The following is a 24,388-nucleotide window of genomic DNA, read 5'->3' on the forward strand; positions in this document are numbered from 1 at the left end:
CATGACGAAAATTGCATTTATTTTTCCGGGGCAAGGTTCTCAACAAGTAGGTATGGGGGCAGAGTTTGTCCAAAATGATGTTAATAGTAAAACATTTTATGATAAAGCTGATGATGTTTTAGGTTTTTCTCTTTCAAAATTAATGCTTGAGGGTCCTCAAGAAGAATTAACGTTAACTTACAATGCACAACCAGCGTTATTAACTACTGGGGTAATGGTAGCAGCAAAATTAAAAGAAGCGGGCATCGTACCGGATTTTACTGCCGGACATTCTTTAGGTGAATATAGTGCGTTAGTTGCTTCTAATTCCATTTCATTTGAAGATGCAGTTCAAATTGTTCATAAACGTGGTCTATATATGGATGAAGCTGTGCCTGCTGGACAAGGTGCAATGGCAGCTATTTTAGGAATGCCTGCTGATGCATTAAAGGAAGTAACTGATAAAGTAACAAATGAAGGCGATGTTGTTCAGATTGCAAACTTAAATTGTCCTGGACAAATCGTAATTTCTGGAACAAAAGCAGGAGTTGAAAAGGCTTGCGTCGAAGCAAAACAAGCAGGAGCAAAACGAGCAATACCTCTAGTTGTTAGTGGCCCATTCCATTCAGAATTAATGCGAGCAGCATCAGAAAAATTAGGTGATGCATTAAAGAACATTGAAATTTCACAACCAGACATTCCGGTTATCGGAAATGTATGGGCAAAAGAAATTGAAGATGTATCTGCTATTCAACATGAACTTGTTGAACAAGTTTATTCACCAGTTCAATGGGAAAATTCTGTACGTTATATGCTTGAGCAAGGTGTTACAACATTTATTGAATGCGGTCCAGGTAAAGTTCTATCAGGATTAGTAAAGAAAATCGACCGTTCAGTTAGCACTTATTGTGTATTTGACGAAACTTCATTAAATGAAGTGATCGAAGCATTAAGGGGTGAATAATTTGGGGAAATTAGATGGTAAAACTGCAGTCGTAACGGGAGCCTCTAGAGGGATTGGACGTGCAATTGCTTTAGAGTTAGCTAGAGAAGGTGCAAATGTTGTCGTAAACTATAGCGGAAGTGAAGGAAAAGCACTAGAAGTTGTAGAAGAGATAAAAACAATTGGTACAAATGCCATCGCTGTTCAAGGTAATGTTGGTGACGCTGATGCTGTACAAAATTTAATGTCTGCTGCGATCGAACAATTCGGTTCTATAGACATCTTAGTAAACAATGCTGGAATTACAAGAGATAATCTCTTAATGCGTATGAAGGAAGAAGAATGGGACGATGTAATTAACACGAACTTAAAAGGTGTTTTCCTTTGTACAAAAGCTGTGACACGTCAAATGATGAAACAACGAGCTGGCCGTATTATTAATATTTCATCAATTGTTGGAACTATAGGTAATGCTGGACAAGCAAACTATGTTGCAGCCAAAGCGGGTGTGATTGGTTTAACAAAAACGACTGCAAGAGAACTTGCGTCGCGAAATATATTAGTAAATGCCATCGCTCCTGGATTCATTACGACAGAAATGACAGATGCCTTACCAGAGGATGTTAAAGGGGCGATGTTAGCCCAAATTCCACTAGGAACATTAGGACAACCAGAACATATTGCGAAAGCAGTAGTATTCTTATCATCAGATGATTCTAGTTATATGACTGGACAAACATTGCATATTGATGGCGGAATGTATATGTAATCCTTAAAAAAATATTATTTATTGAATAATATTGCTGTCAATCTTTGAACAATTATGTTTTTTATGTATACTATTGAGGGGAGGTGACCATCTTGGCTACAGTATTAGAGCGTGTAACAAAAGTAGTAGTTGACCGTTTAGGTGTTGACGAAAGCGAAGTGAAAGTTGAAGCTTCATTCCGTGAAGATTTAGGAGCAGACTCATTAGATGTTGTTGAATTAGTAATGGAACTAGAAGATGAGTTTGATATGGAAATTTCAGATGAAGATGCTGAAAAAATCGGAACTGTTGGCGATGCTATCAGTTATATTGAAAGTAAATTAGGCTAATCTTTTATAAGAGGCACATTGGCATTTGAAAAAATACCAAGAAGTGCCTCTTTTCATATTACAGTATTTTTAATTTGGAAAGAAAAGTTGAATTTCTACAGTTGAACAAGGTAAACTAAACGGTAGAATCTATTAGGAAGGCAGATTGTTCATGACAATAAGAAAAAAAGGTAACATTCAAAAAGTGGGTGTTTTACCAGAGAAAGTAAAACATCAATTTGAATTTTTACAAGAGGAATTAAATATATATTTTCGTAATAAAACATTGTTATACCAAGCATTTACCCATTCATCTTATGTGAATGAGCATCGTCGAAAACTATTTACCGACAACGAACGACTAGAGTTTTTAGGAGACGCAGTACTTGAACTTTCTGTATCTAAATATCTTTTTGAAAGATATCCACATATGAGTGAGGGAGAATTAACTAAGTTACGTGCATCAATTGTATGTGAACCTTCTCTCGTTATTTTTGCTAATGAATTAAATTTCGGCAAATATGTTTTGTTAGGTAAGGGTGAGGAACTTACGGGTGGTCGTGAGCGTCCAGCACTACTTGCAGACGTGTTTGAATCATTCATTGGTGCACTATATTTAGATCAAGGTTTAGAGGTTGTCGTTTCCTTCTTAGAAAGAATTGTGTTCCCTAAAGTAGAAGTCGGTGCTTTTTCGCATGTGATGGATTTTAAAAGTCAACTACAAGAAATGGTTCAACAATCTAACAATGGCGTATTACATTATGAAATTGTAGATGAAAAAGGACCTGCACATAATCGTACTTTTGTTTCTCGCGTATTATTAAACGATCAAGAACTAGGGATTGGTCGAGGTAAATCGAAAAAAGAGGCTGAACAACAAGCTGCCCAAAATGCAATGATTACACTAAATCAGTCCGCGATTAAGGAGGAATAATATGTTCCTTAAACGACTTGAAGTAATAGGCTTTAAATCGTTTGCAGATCGGATTGGAATAGATTTTGTACCTGGTGTAACGGCTGTTGTCGGCCCCAATGGTAGTGGGAAGAGTAATGTAACGGATGCGATTCGTTGGGTTTTAGGAGAACAATCCGCAAAAAGTTTGCGTGGCTCTAAAATGGAGGATGTCATCTTTGCTGGAAGTGAATCTCGAAAACCGCTAAACTTTGCGGAAGTAACATTAGTTTTAGATAATGAAGATGAAAAAATATCAATACCCTTTTCTGAAATAAGTGTAACAAGACGAGTATATCGTTCGGGCGATAGTGAATATTTACTTAATAATCAGCAATGTCGCCTCAAAGATATTACAGATTTATTTTTAGATTCGGGATTAGGTAAAGAAGCATTTTCGATTATTTCGCAAGGCCGTGTTGATGAAATTTTAAATAGCCGCCCAGATGACCGTAGAACCATTTTTGAAGAAGCGGCAGGGGTATTAAAATATAAAATTCGTAAGAAAAAAGCAGAGCATAAACTAGTCGAAACAGATGAAAATTTACATCGTGTTTTAGATATTTTACATGAATTAGATAGTCGTCTCGAACCTTTAAAAATTCAAGCATCTGCTGCAAAAGATTATGTCAAAATGACCGAAGAACTAAGGGAATTTGATATAGCTTTAATTGTTAACGATTTATCACATTATAGTGAGAATTTAAAGCAAGTTAATTCTGAATTTGTACACTTGCAACAAACTGAACAACAACATCATTTGGAAATCAATAAGATTGAAGCGCTAGTATCTGACATTCGCGGCCAATTAAAGAAACTTGATAGTGACCTGGACATTACCCAAGAACAACTTGTAGAAGCTAGTTCTGAGGTAGAACGTTGGGATGGTCGAAAAGCTTTAATGAAAGAAAAACGTTTAAATGCACAAAAGCAATTAAATCAACTTCAACTTTCTTTAAAGCAAGCTCAAGAAGAACAGGTTGAACTTGCAACCAACGAGGAACAGAATAAACAACTATTTGCTGAAAAACAAAAAGAAGTTCAAACACTTAAAAGTGAACTTAAGCAATTAGAGCTAACTTTAAATTCATCAGCACTTGAAATTGAACAAGAAATTGAGCAATCGAAAAATAAATATATCGATTTATTAAATGAAGAAGCGACAGTCAAAAATGAATTGAAGCATATTGATCAACAACTAACTCAATATCAAGAAACGACTGAGCGGATGAATGACCGTTCCTCAGAGATGGTTAAAAAATTAGAAATTGTCGTAGAAACAAAGAAAAAGCTTCAATCAATCTTACTAGATATTGAAAACAAATTAAAAGACCGCTTAGAGCAACATGAAATACTTCAAATGAAGCTGAAGTCAAAAACAGATTCATTTGAAGAGAAACAAAAGATGTTGTATCAAGCTTATCAGCACCAACAGCAACTAAAAAGTCGTAAAGATACTTTAGCCGAGTTAGAAGCTGATTTTTCAGGTTTCTTTCAAGGGGTAAAGGATATTCTACATGCCCGTGATCGAGGCGAGTTATTAGGAATTGAAGGTGCCGTTGCAGAATTAATCCAAGTTGAAGGAAAATATTCAAAAGCAATTGAAACAGCTCTTGGGGCAGCATCTCAGCATATTGTTACAGAAACAGAACAACATGCACAAAAAGCAATTGGGTGGTTAAAAGTAAAACGTGCTGGACGAGCTACTTTTTTACCGAAAACAGTTATGAAATCACGCTTACTCCAACCTCATCAATATGCAACAGTCAAAAGTCACCCTGCATTTATTAGCCTTGCAGTTGATTTAGTAAGTTTTGAGGATTCGAATCAAACCATTGCTGAAAATTTATTAGGGAATGTACTAGTTGCTTCAAATCTTGAAGGAGCTAGTGAAATTGCTAGAAGTTGTGGATACAGATATCGAGTTGTAACTCTTGATGGTGATATAGTGAATGCTGGCGGTTCTTTAACAGGGGGGGCTTCGAAGCAACAATCATCATTGTTTACTCGTAAAGCTGAACTTGATGATTTAACAATTAAACTTCAGCAAATGGAAGTTTCCATAGTCCAAGCAGAAAAAACGTTGTCTGTTGAAAAGGAAAGCATCTCCACCCTACGAGAACAACTAGAGATTCTTAAGCTAGAAGGTGAAGCCCTTCGAAAAGAGGAGTTAGAACACCGCTCAAAAATTGTTGAATTAGAAGTAGAGGAAAAGAGCCTACAAGCGACAGTTAATGTTGCAACTTCCGAACAATCCTCCGTAACATCAAGAAAAACTACACTGTTACAGCAAAAGGAGCAATCGGAAATTCGACTCCAACAATTAAAGCTTGAACTTCATGAACTAAATGATAAAGTTGAACAATTGACTAAATTAAAAGTACAAACGGAAACAGAAAAAGATAGTTTACGTGAACAGTCGGCTTCAAAACGTGCAGAACTTGCAGTAGTTCAAGAGCAATTGAGTCAAATTCAAATTGCTACAGCAGATATTGCTTTAAAACGTACAAAAGCAAAGCAACAAGTTGATTCAATTCTTCAAGAAATTCAATGGATTGAAAATAGTGAATTAAATAGTCCATCTGAAGAAGAAATTGAAAAAACGATGATAGAATGGACAAAAAGAAAAGAAGAATTAACAAATAAAATTCAAACTAGTAGAGAAGCCCGTTCGAATCATCAGCTAAAGTTGTCTAAGCTTGAAAACGAATTAAAAGAATTACAACGAATTCATAAAGGCTTTTTAGAAAGTCTACGCTCCATTGAAGTGAGCAAAAGTCGAATAGAGTATGAAATGAATCGTCTACATGTACAGTTAGATGAGCAATATGAACTTGATTTCGAAGAGGCTCAAGAAATAGCAGTAGAAATAACTGATGTGGAACAATTAAGACGTAAAGTAAAACTACTAAAACAATCTATAGAAGAACTCGGCCCTGTTAATCTTACAGCGATAGATGAATATGAACGCGTATTAGAAAGACATACGTTTTTATCAGAACAGCGCAATGATTTACTGGAAGCACAGGAAACTTTACATGAGGCGATTAAAGAAATGGATGAAGAGATGTCAATTCGATTTGGCGAAACGTTCTCTATGATTCAATCGCAATTTAAAGTTGTTTTCCGTGAGTTATTCGGTGGAGGACAAGCTGATTTAGTATTGCTGGATCCTGACAATCTTTTAGAGACAGGTATCGAAATTGTTGCGCAACCACCTGGTAAAAAACTTCAAAGTTTAAGTTTATTGTCAGGGGGAGAAAGAGCATTAACGGCAATCGCTTTGTTATTTGCGATACTAAATACACGCCCAGTCCCATTCGTTATTTTGGATGAGGTGGAAGCTGCACTGGATGAAGCAAACGTTCAACGTTACAGTGAATATTTAAGAAAATTAAGTAATGATACACAGTTTATTGTCATCACTCATCGAAAAGGAACGATGGAAGGGGCAGATGTTTTATACGGTATCACGATGCAAGAGTCTGGGGTTTCAAAACTTGTGTCAGTAAAACTTGAAGAAGAAGCCCTTCTTAGCAGATAGGTAGTCGTATAGAACTGGTGTATATTCTGTTTAATATCAAAGGAGCGAGAATTATGAGCTTTTTTAAACGTTTAAAAGAAAAACTAATTGGTGGTAGCTCGGAGGAAGAAAAGGTTCAGGAAACGGACCTGACGAACGAAGCTGAATCTGATGCGGATTTAGAAGATGCTAAGCAAGATCAAGTAACAGAACCGGTAGAGGAAATTGTAGAAGAAGTAGTTGAAGAAGTAGAGCAACCACAAGAGGAATCTACAGCCCTTTCTACAGATGTTGAAGAGACAATGCCAGAACCTGTTGTTGAAAAGAAACCATCAGCTTGGTCAATCACACAAAAATTCAAATTGGGCTTAGCGAAAACACGAGATTCTTTCACTTCAAAGGTAAACGATTTAGTTGCTCGTTATCGTAAAGTTGACGAAGATTTCTTTGAAGAGTTAGAAGAAGTATTATTACAAGCTGACGTTGGATTTGAAACTGTGATGGAACTAATGGACAAATTACGTTTTGAAGTACAACGAAAAAACATAAAAGACACAGAAGGCATTCAAGCAATAATTTCAGAAAAGCTTGTTGAAATTTACGAAGCAGGCGAAGAAAATATTGCAGAGTTAAATATGCAACCAGATGGCGAGTTAACTGTTATTCTTTTCGTAGGGGTAAATGGTGTTGGTAAAACTACTACAATTGGTAAATTAGCACACCGTCTGAAATCTCAAGGTAAATCAGTAGTACTTGCTGCGGGTGATACATTCCGTGCAGGTGCAATTGATCAACTTCAAGTATGGGGAGACCGTGTAGGTTGTGAAGTTATTAAGCAATCAGAAGGTTCCGATCCAGCAGCAGTAATCTATGATGCAATTGCTGCAGCGAAAAAACGCGGAGCTGATGTATTAATTTGTGATACTGCTGGACGTTTACAAAATAAAGTGAATTTAATGAAAGAATTAGAAAAAGTACATCGTGTAATATCTCGTGAAATTCCAAATGCTCCCCATGAAGTATTACTAGCACTTGATGCAACAACGGGTCAAAATGCACTTGTTCAAGCACAGACATTTAAAGAAGCAACAAATGTAACGGGTATTGTCTTAACGAAACTAGATGGTACTGCAAAAGGTGGTATTGTACTAGCAATTCGTAACAAACTTCATATTCCAGTAAAATTTGTTGGACTTGGTGAAAAAATGGACGATTTGCAACCATTTGATGCTGAACGTTATGTTTATGGATTATTCGCAGAAGGCTTAGAAAAAGAACTTAAGAATATAGAAGATTAAAAAATAAGCTACTTCAGTATGTGTAAAATAATACTGAAGTAGTTTTTATTTTGAAGTGATTATAATAGCTTAGTATATAATTTTGATTTTTCTGCAAAATTTTGGTGAATTTAAAAGGCATTTTGTTGATATTGTATATTTATAGTTTGCTAGAAACCTTCTCTCAGTTTGTGATTGGGCATTCTGGATAAAAAGCTAAGCTTGTATAGTAGTTATTGCGCGGCTTTTTCCTAAAAAACAGTTGATGCACTCACTATTGAGGTTATTTTGGTTTCCAATTATCAAAGGCGAGTAAACGAAATGAGTCTTGACATAGTTATTGGACAAGGGAATTCCCTTGACAGACACTGGGGAAAGCATATATGATACAGTAGACTAATTATGATTGGAGAGATATTGATGCTACTTGAAAAAACAACACGCATGAACTTTCTCTTCGACTTTTATCAAGCATTATTAACAGATAAACAACGTAGTTATATGGAACTTTATTACTTAGATGATCTTTCCCTAGGGGAAATTGCAGAAAGTTATAAAGTTTCACGCCAAGCTGTATACGATAATATTCGTCGTACAGAGTCGATGCTTGAGGAATATGAAGATAAATTAAAGCTATTTGAAAAATTCGGGCAACGTCAGCAAATCCTTGAAAAATTGACTGAAGCAATCAAAGATGAATCTTCAACTATGGAAGAACGTCTTGCATTGATATTACAATTAAAGGAAACGGATTAGGAGGCTAGACATGGCATTTGAAGGATTAGCGGAACGACTCCAAAATACAATCCAAAAGATTAAAGGTAAAGGAAAAGTTTCCGAACAAGATGTAAAAGAAATGATGCGAGAAGTGCGACTTGCATTAATTGAAGCCGACGTTAACTTAAAAGTTGTAAAAGACTTTGTTAAAAAAGTAAGTGAACGTGCAGTTGGCGTAGAGGTAATGAAAAGTTTAACACCAGGCCAACAGGTTATTAAAATTGTGCAAGACGAATTAGTTGCATTAATGGGTGGAGAACAAAGCCCTATCAATTTCAATAACAAACCACCTACAGTCATCATGATGGTTGGTTTACAAGGTGCTGGTAAAACAACGACAACTGGGAAATTAGCGAATGTTTTACGGAAGAAATACAATCGTAAGCCATTGCTTGTTGCAGCCGATGTTTACCGCCCTGCAGCCATTCAACAATTGCAAACATTAGGGAAACAATTATCGATTCCTGTTTTTGCATTAGGTAATGATGTTTCACCAGTGGAAATTGCTCGTCAAGCCCTTGAACAAGCGAAAGAAGAACATCATGATGTAGTGATTATCGATACAGCTGGTCGACTTCATATTGACGAACAATTGATGGATGAACTAAAAAATATTAAAGCGCTAAAAGAACCAGATGAAGTATTTTTAGTAGTAGACGCAATGACAGGGCAAGATGCTGTTAATGTAGCGCAAAGCTTCAATGAAACTGTTGGCATCACGGGTGTTGTACTAACAAAATTAGATGGTGATACTCGTGGTGGTGCTGCATTATCAATTCGTGCTGTAACGGATAAGCCAATTAAATATGTTGGTATGGGTGAAAAAATGGATGCATTAGAACCTTTCCACCCAGATCGAATGGCTTCCCGTATTTTAGGTATGGGTGATGTTCTTTCGCTTATTGAAAAAGCGCAAGCGAATGTGGACATGGAAAAGGCGAAAGAGCTGGAAGAAAAATTCATGTCGCAAAGCTTTACATTTGATGACTTTGTAGAACAATTACAAGCATTGAAAAAAATGGGACCTCTTGACGAATTATTAAAGATGCTTCCTGGTGCCAATAAAATTAAAGGGTTAGATAATGTAAAAGTGGATGAGAAACAAATGGGGCGTATTGAAGCAATTATTTATTCAATGACACCTGCTGAAAAAACGAATCCAGAAATTATTAATTCTAGCCGTAAAAAGCGTATTGCAACTGGATCAGGGACAACGATTCAAGAAGTAAACAGATTACTAAAGCAATTTGAAGATATGAAAAAAATGATGAAGCAAATGACAGGTATGGCCCAAGGAAAAGGTAAGAAAAAAATGAAATTACCTGGGCTAGATTCATTGTTTAAATAACATTTTTATGTTAAATTATTAGGTGTTAAGAAAAAACACTTTACAAACAACAAGAAACTTGATAATATTCTATCTTGTGTGAAACTTATTCGGAGGTGCAAATAAACATGGCAGTAAAAATTCGTTTAAAACGTATGGGAGCTAAAAAATCTCCTTTCTATCGTATCGTTGTAGCTGACTCTCGTTCACCACGTGACGGACGTCAAATCGAAACAGTAGGTACTTACAACCCACTAACTACACCAGCTACTTTAACAATCGATGAAGAGAAAGCTCTTCAATGGTTAGCTAATGGTGCAAAACCATCTGACACTGTACGTAACCTTTTCTCAGAAAAAGGTATCATGGAAAAATTCCACAACCAAAAATTCAGTAAATAATCGGAGGTGCCACTATGCAGTTGCTGATTGAAACAATCGTAAAACCACTAGTCGATTTTCCTGAAGAAGTTCGTATTGAGACGGACGAAAATTCAAGTCGAATTGTTTATAAACTTTCTGTACATCCACAAGATCGAGGAAAAGTAATAGGCAAACAAGGGCGCGTTGCTAAAGCGATTCGTACAATTGTTTACTCAGCTGCTGGTGGTCACCATAAGAAAAAGACGTACGTCGATATATTGGATTAATAGAAAAGTGGAAGGCACTTGCTTAGGCAAATTAGCTTAAAGCTTTTCAAACTAGAAGGGGACCTTTAATAGGCTTTCCCTTCTTTTTTATTACTCATTTTAGTATGATTATGTCAATCAATTATTTTGACTTTAACAAAGGTGGATTTTATATGGAATGGTTTAATGTAGGTAGAATTGTAAATACACATGGGATACGTGGAGAAGTACGTGTACTTTCATCAACGGATTTTGAAGAAATACGCTTTGCACCCGGAAGTAAATTAGCAGTATTTAAAAAAGATGAGAAAAAACCAATTTGGGTAACTGTAGAAAGCTCAAGAAAACATAAAAACTTTATTTTACTTACCTTTGAAGGATACAATAATATTAATTTAGTTGAGCCGTTTAAAGAAGGTATGCTAAAAGTTACAAAAGATCAACTTGAAGATGATGAACTTGAAGAAAACGAATATTACTACTTCGAAATTATTGGCTGTGAAGTGTTTTCTGAAGTAGGGGATCTTATTGGTACGGTAAGTGACATCTTAGAAACCGGTGCCAATGATGTATGGGAAATAAAAGCATCTAATGGCAAAAAACACTATATCCCTTATATTGAGGATGTTGTTAAAAACATTGATGTGGAAGAGAAAAAAATTACGATTCATGTCATGGAAGGATTATTGTAATGAATATTCATGTTTTAAGTTTATTTCCGGATATGTTTACTGGTGTATTTGGATCCTCAATTTTAAAAAAAGCTCAAGAAAAAGAATTAGTCACATTAAACGTCTCAGATATTCGAGATTTTAGTGATAATAAACATAAACAAGTAGACGATTATCCATATGGTGGTGGAGCTGGTATGGTATTAAAACCAGAGCCAATGTTCCAAGCTGTTGAACAAATCACGCAAGGGCGAAAACCGAGAATTATTCTAATGTGTCCACAAGGCGAACGATTCACTCAGAAAAAAGCAGAAGAACTTGCGAAAGAAGAAGAGTTAATTTTTTTATGTGGTCATTATGAAGGATATGATGAACGCATACGCGAATTTTTAGTGACGGATGAGATCTCGATTGGTGATTTTGTTTTAACTGGTGGTGAGTTACCAGCTATGACGGTTATTGATGCGGTAGTTCGACTCCTACCAGGTGTTTTAGGACAAGAAGATTCTCATATCCACGATTCTTTTTCAACAGGTTTATTAGAACATCCACATTATACTCGTCCAGCTGATTTTAGAGGGATGAAAGTACCTGAAGTATTAACGTCTGGAAACCATGGTAAAATTGAAGAATGGCGTGAAGAACAATCGATAAAGCGTACATTCGAGAGAAGACCAGACCTATTTGAACACATTGAATTAACCAAAAGGCAACAGAGCTTTCTTGATAAATTAAAGAATGAAAATAACTTGCAAAAACCAAAGCAATTATGATATTATACATTCTGTGCTTCTATGTGAAGCGCTCATATTACGGTGTTCCGCTGTAGCCAAATAATGACTATAAGAGCATCTGTTAAGAGGAGAGAAAATTATGTCAAACATTATCGCAGAAATTACAAAAGAACAACTTCGTACAGATTTACCAACTTTCCGTCCTGGTGATACTGTAAAAGTACACGTGAAAGTTGTAGAGGGTACTCGTGAGCGTATCCAAGTATTCGAAGGTGTTGTAATTAAACGTCGTGGTGGCGGTATTAGCGAAACATTCACAGTTCGTAAAGTATCTTACGGTGTTGGTGTTGAACGTACATTCCCTGTACACACTCCAAAAATCGCTAAGTTAGAAGTTACTCGTCGTGGTAAAGTACGTCGTGCTAAACTTTACTATTTACGTAACCTACGTGGTAAAGCAGCTCGTATTAAAGAAATTCGATAATCGATTTAGAATGGGGGCTTGTAAGGCAAGCTCCCTTTCTTTTTGAAGATTTATAAGCATAAACTTTTTTGAATATTATCTAATATATCGCTAAAATTTGAGCATATGCTCCTTTTTCATTAATATGATTATTAAGGGGGGATTTTTTTCTTATGGAAAAAGCTAAGAAAGAGAAAAATGAATTATGGGAATGGATTAAAGCACTTCTAATAGCATTTGGAATCGCAGTTATAATTCGATACTTTTTATTTACCCCAATTGTAGTTGATGGTGATTCAATGATGCCCACTTTAGTTGATGGGGATCGTATGATTGTTAATAAAATTGGCTATACAATAGGAGAGCCTAAACGGTTTGATATTGTTGTTTTCCACGCTCCAGAAGGAAAAGATTATATTAAACGTGTAATAGGGCTTCCAGGTGACTATATTGAGTATAAAGATGATCAATTATATATAAATGGTAAACCTTATGATGAACCATATCTAGATCAATATAAATCAGAATTAACTGAGGGTACCCTTACTCAAGATTTTACATTACAGGATGTTGATCCGACTTTAGAAGTCATTCCAGAGGGCTATGTTTTTGTAATGGGGGATAACCGCCGTTACAGTAAGGACAGCCGTCATATCGGGATTGTAAGTGAAGAAAAAATTATTGGTAGTACAAGTATTGTATTTTGGCCATTTGATGAAATAAAAATTGTAAAATAAAACGTAGCATTTTAAGGGGAGGTTTTGATAATCTCCTTTTCTTTTTGCAACAACAAGGAGGAAGTTTCAATGACTATACAATGGTTTCCAGGACATATGGCAAAAGCTAGAAGGGAAGTTTCTGAGAAATTAAAACTTGTTGACATTATATTCGAATTAATTGATGCACGATTGCCTTTGTCTTCAAGAAATCCAATGATTGACGAAGTAATACATCAAAAACCGAGATTATTAATATTAAATAAGGCGGATATGGCAGATGAATCTGAAACACGTAAATGGGTAGACTATTTTGCGGAAAAAGGACAAACTGCCATTGCTATTAACTCATTAGAGGGTAAAGGTCTGCAAAAAGTAACAAAAGCCGCTCAAGAGATTCTTGCTCCAAAATGGGAACGCATGAAGTTAAAAGGTATGAAACCACGTGCTATTCGTGCAATGATTGTAGGAATACCGAATGTAGGGAAATCAACGTTAATTAATCGTCTTGCTAAGAAGAATATTGCAAAGACAGGGAATACTCCAGGTGTAACAAAGTCACAACAATGGATTAAAGTTGGGAAAGACATAGAATTGCTAGATACACCAGGAATTCTTTGGCCGAAATTTGAGGACCAAGAAGTTGGTTTAAAACTAGCTTTAACAGGTGCTATAAAAGATACAATCATTAATATGGAAGACTTAGCTGTATACGGTTTAAAGTTTCTATCACTCCATTATCCACAGCGAATGGAAGAACGTTATGGAATTTCTTTTGTTCATGAGAATTTAGTTGAAACCTTTGATCTTATTGGTGAAAAAAGAAAAGTTTATGGACCAGGTGGAGAAATAGATTATGAACAAGTTGCTTTAATTATCGTGAGAGATATTAGAAATCAAAACTTTGGTAAATTAACTTTTGACATTGTTGATGAACAAATTGAAAAAGAATCTTTATAATATATTTTTGGGTACCATGTAATAGGAAAGTGGTGCCCTTTTTTGCATCAAAAATACATAGTACATTTAAATAGCCGATAAAAAGAATAGTAAGTTTAGGGAAGTGTAATAGATGGTAAAAACAATAAAAGAAATTACAAATGCTTTAAATATGGCTACAGAGTATGAAAGTTGGATGGACGAAGTAAAAGCAGATTCTCGTGCTGGAGTCCAGAAAGCATTTCAACAATGGGAAAAGAGAAGAGCCAAACAACGGATTGTGATGGAAGAACATGAGCAAAAATTAAAATTCGACCAGTCATTTTTACCTTTTGAAGAAGCATTGCTTGCCGGTGCAGATGAAGCTGGAAGAGGACCATTAGCTGGACCTGTTGTAACAGCAGCTGTCATATTACCAAAGGATTGTAAAGAATTGGTCGGTATTAATGACTCGAAACAATTAACTCGTAAAGCGAGAGAAAATTTTGCAAAAATAATTAAAGACTATGCAATTGCTTATTCAATCCATTTTCAAAGCGTTGAAGTAATCGATGAGATTAACATATATGAAGCGACAAAACAATCGATGAAAAGTTGTATTGAATCTTTAAGTGTTCGTCCGAATTTTTGTATTTTAGATGCACTAGAGTTAGATATTTCTATACCACAAAAGTCTATTATTAAAGGTGATGCAAAAAGCTTAACCATTGCTGCCGCCTCTATTTTAGCAAAATGTGCCCGGGATGAATTTATGGATCGATTACACGAACAATACCCTATGTATGGGTTTGATAAAAATGCTGGCTATGGAACAAAGCAACATCTTGATGCTTTACGTCAATTCGGACCAATAGCAGAACATCGCAAAAGTTTTGAACCAATAAAATCAATGATGAATAAGAAGGAGGAATTACTCCTATGACATCCACATCCTTTAATCCTATTCAATCACAACAAGCAACACTACAGTCAAATCAACCTCTAACATTAAAGCAAGGACAGGTTTTTCATGGTACAGTAAAAAAACTTTATCCTGATCAGATGGCTGAAATACAAGTGGGAAGTCATAAATTATATGCTAAGCTAGAAACACCCTTAAAAGCAGGAGATTCGCATTTTTTTCAAGTAACAAACATGAACCCCCAAGCTGAATTAAAAGTTGTTACAGGGCCAATGCAACAAGCACAAACCACTCAACAATTAAATCAATTGCTTGAATCAATGAATTTGCCGAAAACTGCGGAGATGCAAAAAATATTAGCGTATTTTGTAAAAAATCAACTACCAATTAATAAAGAAACTATAGTACAAACAGAAGCTTTTTTAAAAAATATTCCCGACAATGCAATGAAACAAGAGGCATTGGCAATTATTCAAAAGATGGTTGAAACAAAAATGCCATTCACGAAGGAAATTTTTAATGGATTGTTAAATGGGGCTAAAACAAGTGGATTTACTGGAGAATTATTAAATTTATCTAAACTATTAAATGATGATTCAACAATTTTACCTCAAATGAAATCAAATATTCTTGCTTCATTACAAAGGATTGCACAACCTTTTGAAAGTGAATCAAGTGGAATGATTTTATCGAAGGCAGTACAGGAATTAATGGACAAAAATGCAAATCAACAAAGTCGTGTTGATGCTCTTAATCTCTTAAAAGAAGCAAATATATTACCCAAAGATGCAAATGTGAATAATTGGTTATCACAATCGTTTCAAAAAATAGTAGCGAATAAAGGTTTAGAGAATGCACAGTTAAATGAATTAATTCGATCACTATCTACAGCAAAGGTAGAAGAAATACCGAATATTCTTCAACAGATAAAATCTATAGAGGGTAACATAAATAATAAACAACAAATTCTTCAATTAATTAACGAATTTGAAAATGTACCGAAGAATGACACTTCAATACAACAGTTTGTTAAACAACTACAAGGCCAATTAGGAAATTCGACTGCTTTTCTTAAAGGAGTTTCTAGTGACATTGTACACGCGATTGCAAATGCAAACGTAGAAAGTATTCCGAAAATGCTAACTGATTTAAAAACATGGCTACAAGAACAACCACTATCAGCAAACCATAAAGAGCAACTACATCAATTATTAAATAGATTTGAAGTATTGCCTAAAACACCTCAAACGATTGAGCTTTTTGTGAAGCAACTGCATGAGCAATTAATAAAAGCATTTTCAGAGAGTATTAATAAGTTTGAACTAAGTGAACCCGGGTATTCTAAAAATGATAATTTACTCTTCCTGTTAAAACCAGAATCTCAAATGAATGTAAATACTACATTTTCTCACTTACTAAAAACTGCAAATGAATCACAAGAGCCATTTATACAACAAATAGTTGCTCAAGTAGATGATGAAATACGTTCTTCAATTGATGGGAAATCAATGGAGCATGCAGTAAAAACGATATTAAAAAGCTTAGGGTTAAGTTATGAAGCATTATTAAATACTAAATCTCAGAATTTACAAGATCAAATCCATTCATTAAAACCACAGTTGTTATCATTAATTCAAGATTCGGCAGTTTCTGCAACAGTAAAAGAAGCAGCAGAAGGTATTTTATCAAGGTTGAATGGAATGCAGTTACATTCAGTCGAAAATGGCCATCAACATCAAATTGTGATGCATATTCCACTACATTTCTTCGGAAAAAATACAGATGCAACAGTTCAGTGGAATGGTAGAATGGGCAAAGATGGTAAGATTAGTTCGGATTTTGTAAGAATTTTATTTTATTTAAATATGGAAGCTTTAAAGGAAACAATGGTAGATATGCAGGTTCAAAATCGAATTGTAACTATCAATGTATTTAATGAAGATCCTTATTTAGAAAACTATGCTGAACATCTTAAAGAAGCGTTGAAAAACGGACTATTAGAAAGAGATTATCATCTTTCTGGTTTATTTTTTAAGCAATTTGAAAAAGTAGTTCCTCAAAAAGCAGAAATGATAAATAAAGTGAAAGATAATCATAAATCGCAAAGTGGAGTTGATATCCGCATATGAGCGATAAAAAGTATATTCGAAAAGAAGCAATTGCACTATCGTATAATCAAGAAAAATCGAGTAGTCCAAGAGTTGTTGCTAAAGGAAAAGGAAAAATAGCAGACAACATTTTAGAACAAGCAACGCTTCATAATGTGCCTATTTATGAAGATAGAAATTTAGTTGAGTTATTGGGAAATTTAGATTTAAATGAGTCAATACCCGAAGAATTATATCAAGCTGTTGCAGAAGTATTCGCCTTTATTTATAGGTTAGATCGCAGTTACAGTACAGAAAATTCTAAAAAATAGTATTGTATAACAATTAAATAAATAGAGGTTTTTCTATTAAAACTAGATAAAATTGTCATAATACAATGAAAAAAATGATTTTATAACAATTATAGACTTTGTCAGAATATTTGTTTAGAATATAATGTGTTAATAAAATAATTTCCGAATGCTGATTGGAGGATGTATTTCATGAATATCCATGAATACCAAGGTAAGGAAATCTTAAGAAAGTATGGCGTAGCTGTACCAAATGGTAGAGTTGCATTTTCACCAGAAGAAGCTGTAAAGGTAGCAAAAGAATTAGGTTCTAATGTTACTGTAGTGAAAGCTCAAATCCACGCAGGTGGACGCGGTAAAGCTGGTGGTGTGAAAATTGCCAAAAATCTTGAAGAAGTTCGAACTTACGCAAAAGAATTGTTAGGGAAAATACTAGTAACACATCAAACAGGTCCAGAAGGTAAAGAAGTAAAACGCCTTTACATAGAAGAAGGATCAGATATTGAAAAAGAATATTATTTAAGTTTCATTCTAGATAGAGCAACATCTAGAGTAACATTAATGGGTTCAGAAGAAGGCGGAATGGATATTGAGGAGGTTGCAGAAAAAACTCCTGAAAAAATCTTTAAAGAAGTAATTGACCCAGTTACAGGACTATTACCATTCCAAGCACGTCGTATGGCTTTTAATATGAATATTCCATCAAAACTAGTAAATAAAGCTGCAAAATTGATGCTAGGTTTATATGAAGCATTTATTGATAAAGATGCATCAATTTTAGAAATCAATCCTTTAGTTGTAACGGGTAATGGTGAAGTTATGGCACTTGATGCGAAGTTTAATTTTGATTCAAATGCCCTTTATCGTCACAAAGATATTATTGAATTAAGAGACTTTGATGAAGAAGATCCAAAAGAAATTGAAGCATCGAAATACGACTTAAGTTATATTTCTTTAGATGGCAATATTGGTTGTATGGTTAATGGTGCTGGTCTTGCAATGGCAACTATGGACACAATTAGTTACTATGGTGGACAACCCGCTAACTTCCTAGACGTTGGAGGCGGTGCAACAACTGAAAAAGTAACAGAAGCATTTAAAATCATTTTATCTGATCCACAAGTTAAAGGAATTTTCGTTAACATTTTCGGTGGAATTATGAAATGTGACGTAATTGCTGAAGGTGTTATTGCAGCAGCGAAACAAGTTGGGTTAGAAGTGCCTCTAGTTGTACGTTTAGAAGGTACAAATGTAGAACGTGGTAAAGAATTATTAAATGCATCTGGATTAAATATTGTTGCAGCAGATTCAATGGCAGATGGTGCCGAAAAAATAGTGAAACTTGTAGGCTAAGGAAGGCGGAGGACATTTCATGAGTGTTTATATTAATGCAGATACAAAGGTAATTGTACAGGGTATTACAGGTGAAACAGCCCTTTTCCATACAAAACAAATGCTAGAATACGGTACAAAAATTGTTGCTGGCGTAACACCTGGTAAAGGTGGACAAGTGATTGAAGGTGTACCGGTCTTTAATACAGTGCAAGAAGCAGTGCAAGAAACAGGAGCAAATGTTTCTGTTATCTATGTTCCAGCTCCATTTGCAGCAGATGCGATTATTGAAGCAGTAGACGCTGAACTAGATCTTACAATTTGTATTACTGAGCATATTCCGGTTTTAGATATGGTAAAAGTAAAACGTTATATGGAAGGTAAGAAAACACGATTAGTTGGTCCTAACTGTCCAGGAGTAATTACTGCTGATGAATGTAAAATCGGTATCATGCCTGGTTATATCCATAAAAAAGGGCATGTTGGAGTAGTGTCACGCTCTGGAACGCTTACTTATGAAGCAGTCCATCAATTAACACAAGCTGGTATCGGACAATCTACTGCAGTAGGGATTGGTGGAGACCCTGTAAACGGTACAAACTTTATCGATGTATTAAAAGAATTTAATAATGACCCAGAAACTTATGCAGTAGTAATGATTGGGGAAATTGGTGGTACAGCTGAAGAAGAAGCAGCAGAATGGATTAAAGCAAATATGACAAAACCTGTCGTAGGCTTTATCGGTGGACAAACAGCACCTCCTGGAAAACGAATGGGACATGCTGGAGCGATTATTTCTGGTGGTAAAGGTACTGCTAAAGAAAAAATTAAAGCAATGAATGAAGCAGGAATTGAAGTTGCTGAAACACCTTCAGTTATTGGTGAAACATTAATTAAAGTTATAAAAGAAAAAGGTCTATACGAAAAATGTAAGACACATTAAAATAAAGGTGTGACGCTTCTTTGCGTTACACTTTTTTTATTCAATGCGGTCACGTCTCGTTTTACATTTCTTCTATAAAATATGAGGGGTGATGAAGTTGGATTATTTAAAAGAAATACTTACTCTCCATTACGTTTATCCTCTCACTTTTAAAAAATTCCAAAAACTACAACAGCATATTGGTTCTATCAATAATTTAATCAATGTATCATCGACAAAATTGTCCAGTAGTCTATCAATTTCAACAAAAAATGCAGAAAAAATTTTATTTCAATATAAAAGAATCCTAAATACGAATTTGATAGAGGCATATAATTCTGCTAATATACATGCAATTCCTTTTTATCATGAATATTATCCCAAACAATTAAAAGAATTAATTGATCCCCCGACGGTTTTATATGCAAAAGGGGATATTTCGTTATTAACTAGACCTTTGAAAATAGCTGTTATTGGTTCTAGGAAGGCTACCGACTATTCTAAAATTGCAATGGATTATATCATTCCGGCTCTTGTAGATAATGATGCAATAATTGTTAGTGGATTAGCAAAAGGTGCGGACAGTTTTGCTCATCATGCAACGCTAAAATATGGTGGTAGAACGATTGCTATATTAGGACACGGCTTTTTTCATATTTACCCTAAAGAAAATCAACGTCTTGCTGAAGAAATTGCAAGAAATCATTTGTTGTTAACAGAATATCCACCCTATGTTGGTGTTCAAAAATGGCATTTTCCTAACAGAAATCGTATTATTAGCGGTATTAGTAGTGCTATCGTGGTAACGGAAGCTTCTTTAAAAAGTGGAACACTAATCACAACTGAACATGCATTAGAACATGGAAAAGATGTTTTTGTAGTTCCTGGTCCAATTCATTCAGAACTTTCAAAGGGAACCAATAGTCTATTAAAAGAAGGTGCAATCCCTATTTGGGTTGGTCATCAAATTCTTGATGAATTAAATTTATTTTTACGCGGATAAAATAATAAAACATTGATTTAGTTAGAAGAAATTCGAAACAGTTTAGCTTAGATTAAGGGAAAAATCGTATTTTTCTAAGGTAAATATTGAAAAAAAGTTGCATTATCCTAAAAACTGTTATACATTTTGCAACAGGTATTTATTTTACTATTGAAGAGAATTTAATTTATTAAATATAATAATTTACCTCTACAAGGGGGAAGTATAGATGGCAGATTACTTAGTGATTGTAGAATCACCAGCAAAAGCAAAAACAATTGAAAGATATCTAGGAAAAAAATATAAAGTAAAAGCTTCGATTGGTCACGTACGAGATTTACCTCGTAGCCAAACAGGGATTGATACAGAAAACAATTACCAACCAAAGTATATTACGATTCGTGGAAAAGGCCCTGTTTTACAAGAATTAAAAACAGCTGCAAAAAAGGCGAAAAAAGTTTATCTCGCAGCCGACCCCGATCGCGAAGGAGAAGCAATTGCTTGGCATTTAGCGACTGCATTAAATATTGATATCAATTCAGAATGTCGTGTTGTATTTAATGAAATTACTAAAGATGCGATACTAGATTCTTTTAAAAATCCTCGTCCAATTAATATGAATTTAGTAGATGCCCAACAAGCACGTAGAATTTTAGATAGACTTGTTGGTTATAATATTAGTCCGATATTATGGAAAAAAGTAAAAAAAGGATTGTCAGCAGGGCGTGTACAATCAGTTGCACTACGTTTAATTATCGATCGTGAGGAAGAAATAAAAAATTTCGTTCCTGAAGAATATTGGACGATTAAAGGATTATTCGAAAAGGGAAAAAAACAATTTGATACACTGTTCTATGGTGTAGGGAAAGAAAAATTAAAACTTTCAAATGAAGAACAGGTAAAATCCATTTTAAGTGACATTAAAGGGGATGAATTTGTTGTTACAAATGTCGTGAAAAAAGAAAGAAAACGTAATGCAGCTCCTGCATTTACAACTTCATCCCTACAACAGGAAGCAGCAAGAAAATTAAATTTCCGTGCGAAAAAAACAATGATGTTAGCCCAACAATTATACGAAGGTATTGATATTGGGAAAAAAGAAGGTACAGTTGGGTTAATTACCTATATGCGAACAGACTCAACTCGTATTTCTGAAACTGCAAAAGCAGAAGCAGTTGACTATATAAATAATAAATATGGTAAAGAATATTTAGTTAGCGAAGAGAAGAAAACCAAAAAGTCAACAAATGCACAAGATGCCCACGAGGCGATTCGTCCAACGAGTGTTATGCGTACTCCAGATGAGTTAAAAGAAGTTTTGAGTCGAGACCAACTTCGCTTATATCGCCTAATTTGGGAACGTTTTATTGCAAGTCAGATGGCCCCAGCTATTTTAGATACTGTAACAGTCGATTTAAATAATGGGGAAGTACAATTCCGTGCAAATGGCTCCCATGTAAAATTTCCTGGTTTCATGAAATTATATATTGAAGGTACTGATGATCAAACGGAAGAAACGACAAAACTACTCCCAGAAATGGAAGTTGGGGATATTGTTAAATCAGTTGAAATTGAACCGAATCAGCATTTTACACAACCACCTCCACGCTATACGGAAGCACGTTTAGTAAAAGAGTTGGAAGAATTAGGGATTGGTCGACCATCTACTTATGCACCAACACTTGATGTTATCCAAAAACGAGGCTATGTACAATTGGATACAAAAAGGTTTGTGCCTACTGAGTTAGGGGAAATTGTGCACCAGTTTATGATGGAGTTTTTCCCTGAAATTATTAATATTGAATTCACAGCAAAGATGGAACAAGATTTGGATAAAATCGAAGAAGCTCAAATTAACTGGGTGAAGATTATCGATGAGTTTTATAAGGACTTTGAAAAACATGTAAAACATGCTGATGAAGTAATGGAAAAAATAGAAATAAAAGACGAGCCAGCTGGTGAGGATTGTGAAAAATGTGGTTCACCAATGGTATATAAGCTGGGTAGATATGGTAAATTTATGGCGTGTTCCAATTTTCCAGATTGTCGCAATACAAAAGCTATTATGAAACTAATTGGTGTAAAATGTCCAAGTTGTGAAACTGGTGAAATAGTAGAACGGAAAAGTAAAACAAAACGAACATTTTATGGTTGTAATACTTACCCAGAGTGTGATTTTGTATCTTGGGATAAGCCGATTAGTAGACCTTGTCCGAAATGTAATGCATTATTAATAGAGAAGAAAATTAAAAAAGGTGTTCAAATTCAATGTACAAAATGTGACTATGAGGAAGCACCAACACAATGATTTAGAAAGATGGTATTGATAAATGGCAGAACAAATTGTTAATGTAATTGGTGCAGGACTTGCGGGTAGTGAAGCTGCTTGGCAAATTGCGAAACGAGGCGTAAAGGTAAGGCTTTATGAAATGCGTCCAGTAAAACAAACACCTGCACATCATACAGATAAATTTGCTGAGTTAGTATGTTCTAATTCATTACGAGCAAATTCTTTAACTAATGCAGTCGGTGTTATTAAAGAAGAGATGCGTATTTTAGATTCAGTAATAATTAAAGCAGCTGACAATGCATCAGTTCCTGCTGGTGGTGCACTTGCAGTAGATCGTCATGAATTTGCAGGTTATGTTACGGAAACTGTAAAGAACCATCCGCTTGTTGAAGTTATTAATGAGGAAGTAACAGAAATTCCTGAAGGGATTACTGTCATTGCAACAGGGCCACTGACTTCTCCAGCATTAGCAGATAAAATTAAAAATCTGACAGGTCAAGAATATTTATATTTCTATGATGCTGCGGCTCCAATCGTTGAAAAAGACAGTATTAATATGGATAAAGTTTATTTAAAATCTCGTTATGATAAAGGAGAAGCTGCATATTTAAACTGTCCGATGACAAAAGAAGAATTTGATGCATTCCGTGAAGCATTAATCACTGCAGAATGTGCACCTTTAAAAGAATTTGAAAAAGAGAAGTATTTTGAAGGATGTATGCCAATTGAAGTGATGGCATCGCGCGGCGAAAAGACAATGTTGTTTGGACCGATGAAGCCGGTTGGATTAGAAGATCCAAAAACTGGTAAGCGTCCATATGCTGTAGTTCAATTGCGCCAAGACGATGCAGCTGGTACACTATATAATATTGTAGGCTTCCAAACTCATTTAAAATGGGGAGAGCAAAAACGTGTATTTTCGATGATTCCAGGTCTTGAAAATGTAGAAATTGTGCGATATGGTGTTATGCATCGTAACACATTTATTAATTCACCTACTGTATTAACTAAAACATATCAATTAAGAGCAAATTCAAATATTTTCTTTGCAGGACAAATGACTGGTGTTGAAGGATATGTAGAATCTGCTGGAAGTGGATTGATTGCTGGTGTTAATGCTGCAAGGTTAGCTTTAGGACAAGAACCGATTGAGTTTCCGGTTGAGACAGCACTTGGCAGTATGGCACGTTATATTACAGAGGCTGATTCGAAAAACTTCCAACCGATGAATGTGAATTTTGGTATTTTCCCAGAACTAGGTGAAAGAATTAGATCTAAGCAAGAACGTGCAGAGCGCCATGCTGAACGTGCTTTAACAACAATTCGAAATTTTGTGAATACTCGTGCAATTTAATTGATTAAGCCCTCATAAATTGTTATAATTTATGAGGCTTTTTCTTTGTTATTTAACCTAAATCGAAAGTAGATAATAATCTATTTTTTTAGTCACGAAATTGTTAATTATATACCCAATAATGACAAAAAATACGACTAAATGCTTGCGATATTTTTAAAATAGGATTAGTGTCGATATGGATGTTTTTTAATTGGTTAAGC

General features: G+C 34.9%; 23 protein-coding genes. All 23 read left to right on the top strand.

Translation table 11 applies throughout. The annotated features are described in order from the left end of the window. Position 1: 1 nt before the first annotated feature. The gene (gene fabD, locus D8M03_RS01700; protein ID WP_121212948.1) at positions 2-943 is read left to right on the top strand and encodes an ACP S-malonyltransferase; all 942 of its coding nucleotides are present in this window, start codon (positions 2-4) and stop codon (positions 941-943) included. A gap of 1 nt (position 944) precedes the next feature. After that, a complete protein-coding gene (gene fabG / locus D8M03_RS01705; RefSeq protein WP_121212949.1) occupies positions 945-1,691 on the top strand; it encodes a 3-oxoacyl-[acyl-carrier-protein] reductase in 747 nt (248 codons plus the stop codon). Between the two features lie 92 nt (positions 1,692-1,783). Then, positions 1,784-2,020, top strand: coding sequence for an acyl carrier protein (acpP, locus tag D8M03_RS01710; RefSeq protein ID WP_097072105.1), 237 nt, complete (start codon positions 1,784-1,786; stop codon positions 2,018-2,020). A gap of 151 nt (positions 2,021-2,171) precedes the next feature. Next, positions 2,172-2,933 carry a ribonuclease III gene (gene rnc / locus D8M03_RS01715; protein WP_121212950.1) on the top strand — a complete coding sequence of 254 codons (762 nt, stop codon included), beginning with the start codon at positions 2,172-2,174 and terminating at the stop codon, positions 2,931-2,933. A gap of 1 nt (position 2,934) precedes the next feature. Further along, positions 2,935-6,495 (top strand): chromosome segregation protein SMC, encoded by a 3,561-nt coding sequence (gene smc, locus D8M03_RS01720; RefSeq protein WP_121212951.1) that lies wholly within the window; start codon positions 2,935-2,937, stop codon positions 6,493-6,495. Positions 6,496-6,548: 53 nt separating this feature from the next. Next, entirely contained in the window at positions 6,549-7,772 is a 1,224-nt protein-coding gene (gene ftsY / locus D8M03_RS01725; RefSeq protein ID WP_121212952.1) for a signal recognition particle-docking protein FtsY, read from the top strand. A gap of 399 nt (positions 7,773-8,171) precedes the next feature. Next, a complete protein-coding gene (locus D8M03_RS01730; protein ID WP_121212953.1) occupies positions 8,172-8,507 on the top strand; it encodes a putative DNA-binding protein in 336 nt (111 codons plus the stop codon). 10 nt (positions 8,508-8,517) lie between these two features. Continuing rightward, entirely contained in the window at positions 8,518-9,876 is a 1,359-nt protein-coding gene (gene ffh / locus D8M03_RS01735) for a signal recognition particle protein (RefSeq protein ID WP_121212954.1), read from the top strand. 107 nt (positions 9,877-9,983) lie between these two features. Continuing rightward, a complete protein-coding gene (rpsP, locus tag D8M03_RS01740; protein ID WP_097072112.1) occupies positions 9,984-10,256 on the top strand; it encodes a 30S ribosomal protein S16 in 273 nt (90 codons plus the stop codon). Positions 10,257-10,270: 14 nt separating this feature from the next. Then, the gene (locus tag D8M03_RS01745; RefSeq protein ID WP_121212955.1) at positions 10,271-10,504 is read left to right on the top strand and encodes a KH domain-containing protein; all 234 of its coding nucleotides are present in this window, start codon (positions 10,271-10,273) and stop codon (positions 10,502-10,504) included. Positions 10,505-10,656: 152 nt separating this feature from the next. Beyond that, positions 10,657-11,175 carry a ribosome maturation factor RimM gene (gene rimM / locus D8M03_RS01750; protein ID WP_121212956.1) on the top strand — a complete coding sequence of 173 codons (519 nt, stop codon included), beginning with the start codon at positions 10,657-10,659 and terminating at the stop codon, positions 11,173-11,175. Continuing rightward, entirely contained in the window at positions 11,175-11,927 is a 753-nt protein-coding gene (gene trmD / locus D8M03_RS01755; RefSeq protein ID WP_121212957.1) for a tRNA (guanosine(37)-N1)-methyltransferase TrmD, read from the top strand. Before rimM ends, trmD begins: the two co-directional genes overlap by 1 nt. A 100-nt stretch (positions 11,928-12,027) precedes the next feature. Next, on the top strand, positions 12,028-12,372 hold the full coding sequence (gene rplS / locus D8M03_RS01760) for a 50S ribosomal protein L19 (RefSeq protein WP_121212958.1): 345 nt from the start codon (positions 12,028-12,030) through the stop codon (positions 12,370-12,372). Positions 12,373-12,524: 152 nt separating this feature from the next. Then, the gene (lepB, locus tag D8M03_RS01765) at positions 12,525-13,088 is read left to right on the top strand and encodes a signal peptidase I (RefSeq protein ID WP_121212959.1); all 564 of its coding nucleotides are present in this window, start codon (positions 12,525-12,527) and stop codon (positions 13,086-13,088) included. Positions 13,089-13,157: 69 nt separating this feature from the next. After that, positions 13,158-14,027, top strand: coding sequence for a ribosome biogenesis GTPase YlqF (ylqF, locus tag D8M03_RS01770; protein WP_121212960.1), 870 nt, complete (start codon positions 13,158-13,160; stop codon positions 14,025-14,027). A gap of 112 nt (positions 14,028-14,139) precedes the next feature. Then, entirely contained in the window at positions 14,140-14,928 is a 789-nt protein-coding gene (locus tag D8M03_RS01775) for a ribonuclease HII (RefSeq protein WP_121212961.1), read from the top strand. Next, positions 14,925-17,036: a hypothetical protein gene (locus D8M03_RS01780; protein WP_121212962.1), complete on the top strand. Its 2,112-nt coding sequence runs from the start codon at positions 14,925-14,927 to the stop codon at positions 17,034-17,036. Before D8M03_RS01775 ends, D8M03_RS01780 begins: the two co-directional genes overlap by 4 nt. Then, entirely contained in the window at positions 17,033-17,326 is a 294-nt protein-coding gene (locus D8M03_RS01785) for an EscU/YscU/HrcU family type III secretion system export apparatus switch protein (protein WP_121212963.1), read from the top strand. Before D8M03_RS01780 ends, D8M03_RS01785 begins: the two co-directional genes overlap by 4 nt. A gap of 171 nt (positions 17,327-17,497) precedes the next feature. Further along, entirely contained in the window at positions 17,498-18,658 is a 1,161-nt protein-coding gene (gene sucC, locus D8M03_RS01790) for an ADP-forming succinate--CoA ligase subunit beta (protein ID WP_121212964.1), read from the top strand. A gap of 19 nt (positions 18,659-18,677) precedes the next feature. Then, complete coding sequence (gene sucD / locus D8M03_RS01795; RefSeq protein WP_121212965.1) at positions 18,678-19,580, top strand: succinate--CoA ligase subunit alpha; 903 nt, start codon at positions 18,678-18,680, stop codon at positions 19,578-19,580. 91 nt (positions 19,581-19,671) lie between these two features. Next, the gene (dprA, locus tag D8M03_RS01800; protein ID WP_121212966.1) at positions 19,672-20,562 is read left to right on the top strand and encodes a DNA-processing protein DprA; all 891 of its coding nucleotides are present in this window, start codon (positions 19,672-19,674) and stop codon (positions 20,560-20,562) included. 208 nt (positions 20,563-20,770) lie between these two features. Beyond that, positions 20,771-22,849: a type I DNA topoisomerase gene (gene topA, locus D8M03_RS01805; RefSeq protein WP_121212967.1), complete on the top strand. Its 2,079-nt coding sequence runs from the start codon at positions 20,771-20,773 to the stop codon at positions 22,847-22,849. A gap of 22 nt (positions 22,850-22,871) precedes the next feature. Further along, positions 22,872-24,185: an FADH(2)-oxidizing methylenetetrahydrofolate--tRNA-(uracil(54)-C(5))-methyltransferase TrmFO gene (trmFO, locus tag D8M03_RS01810; RefSeq protein WP_121212968.1), complete on the top strand. Its 1,314-nt coding sequence runs from the start codon at positions 22,872-22,874 to the stop codon at positions 24,183-24,185. Positions 24,186-24,388: the final 203 nt, after the last annotated feature.

This window comes from Ureibacillus endophyticus, assembly GCF_003628435.1.
In the GTDB taxonomy this organism is placed as follows: domain Bacteria; phylum Bacillota; class Bacilli; order Bacillales_A; family Planococcaceae; genus Ureibacillus; species Ureibacillus endophyticus.

Bases quoted from the DNA above. Each gene is read 5' to 3' on its own strand.
- fabD (WP_121212948.1), top strand. From the start codon at position 2: ATGACGAAAATTGCATTTATTTTTCCGGGGCAAGGTTCTCAACAAGTA.
- rnc (WP_121212950.1), top strand. From the start codon at position 2,172: ATGACAATAAGAAAAAAAGGTAACATTCAAAAAGTGGGTGTTTTACCA.
- smc (WP_121212951.1), top strand. From the start codon at position 2,935: ATGTTCCTTAAACGACTTGAAGTAATAGGCTTTAAATCGTTTGCAGAT.
- ftsY (WP_121212952.1), top strand. From the start codon at position 6,549: ATGAGCTTTTTTAAACGTTTAAAAGAAAAACTAATTGGTGGTAGCTCG.
- D8M03_RS01730 (WP_121212953.1), top strand. From the start codon at position 8,172: ATGCTACTTGAAAAAACAACACGCATGAACTTTCTCTTCGACTTTTAT.
- ffh (WP_121212954.1), top strand. From the start codon at position 8,518: ATGGCATTTGAAGGATTAGCGGAACGACTCCAAAATACAATCCAAAAG.
- rpsP (WP_097072112.1), top strand. From the start codon at position 9,984: ATGGCAGTAAAAATTCGTTTAAAACGTATGGGAGCTAAAAAATCTCCT.
- D8M03_RS01745 (WP_121212955.1), top strand. From the start codon at position 10,271: ATGCAGTTGCTGATTGAAACAATCGTAAAACCACTAGTCGATTTTCCT.
- rimM (WP_121212956.1), top strand. From the start codon at position 10,657: ATGGAATGGTTTAATGTAGGTAGAATTGTAAATACACATGGGATACGT.
- trmD (WP_121212957.1), top strand. From the start codon at position 11,175: ATGAATATTCATGTTTTAAGTTTATTTCCGGATATGTTTACTGGTGTA.
- rplS (WP_121212958.1), top strand. From the start codon at position 12,028: ATGTCAAACATTATCGCAGAAATTACAAAAGAACAACTTCGTACAGAT.
- lepB (WP_121212959.1), top strand. From the start codon at position 12,525: ATGGAAAAAGCTAAGAAAGAGAAAAATGAATTATGGGAATGGATTAAA.
- ylqF (WP_121212960.1), top strand. From the start codon at position 13,158: ATGACTATACAATGGTTTCCAGGACATATGGCAAAAGCTAGAAGGGAA.
- D8M03_RS01775 (WP_121212961.1), top strand. From the start codon at position 14,140: ATGGTAAAAACAATAAAAGAAATTACAAATGCTTTAAATATGGCTACA.
- D8M03_RS01780 (WP_121212962.1), top strand. From the start codon at position 14,925: ATGACATCCACATCCTTTAATCCTATTCAATCACAACAAGCAACACTA.
- D8M03_RS01785 (WP_121212963.1), top strand. From the start codon at position 17,033: ATGAGCGATAAAAAGTATATTCGAAAAGAAGCAATTGCACTATCGTAT.
- sucC (WP_121212964.1), top strand. From the start codon at position 17,498: ATGAATATCCATGAATACCAAGGTAAGGAAATCTTAAGAAAGTATGGC.
- sucD (WP_121212965.1), top strand. From the start codon at position 18,678: ATGAGTGTTTATATTAATGCAGATACAAAGGTAATTGTACAGGGTATT.
- dprA (WP_121212966.1), top strand. From the start codon at position 19,672: ATGAAGTTGGATTATTTAAAAGAAATACTTACTCTCCATTACGTTTAT.
- topA (WP_121212967.1), top strand. From the start codon at position 20,771: ATGGCAGATTACTTAGTGATTGTAGAATCACCAGCAAAAGCAAAAACA.
- trmFO (WP_121212968.1), top strand. From the start codon at position 22,872: ATGGCAGAACAAATTGTTAATGTAATTGGTGCAGGACTTGCGGGTAGT.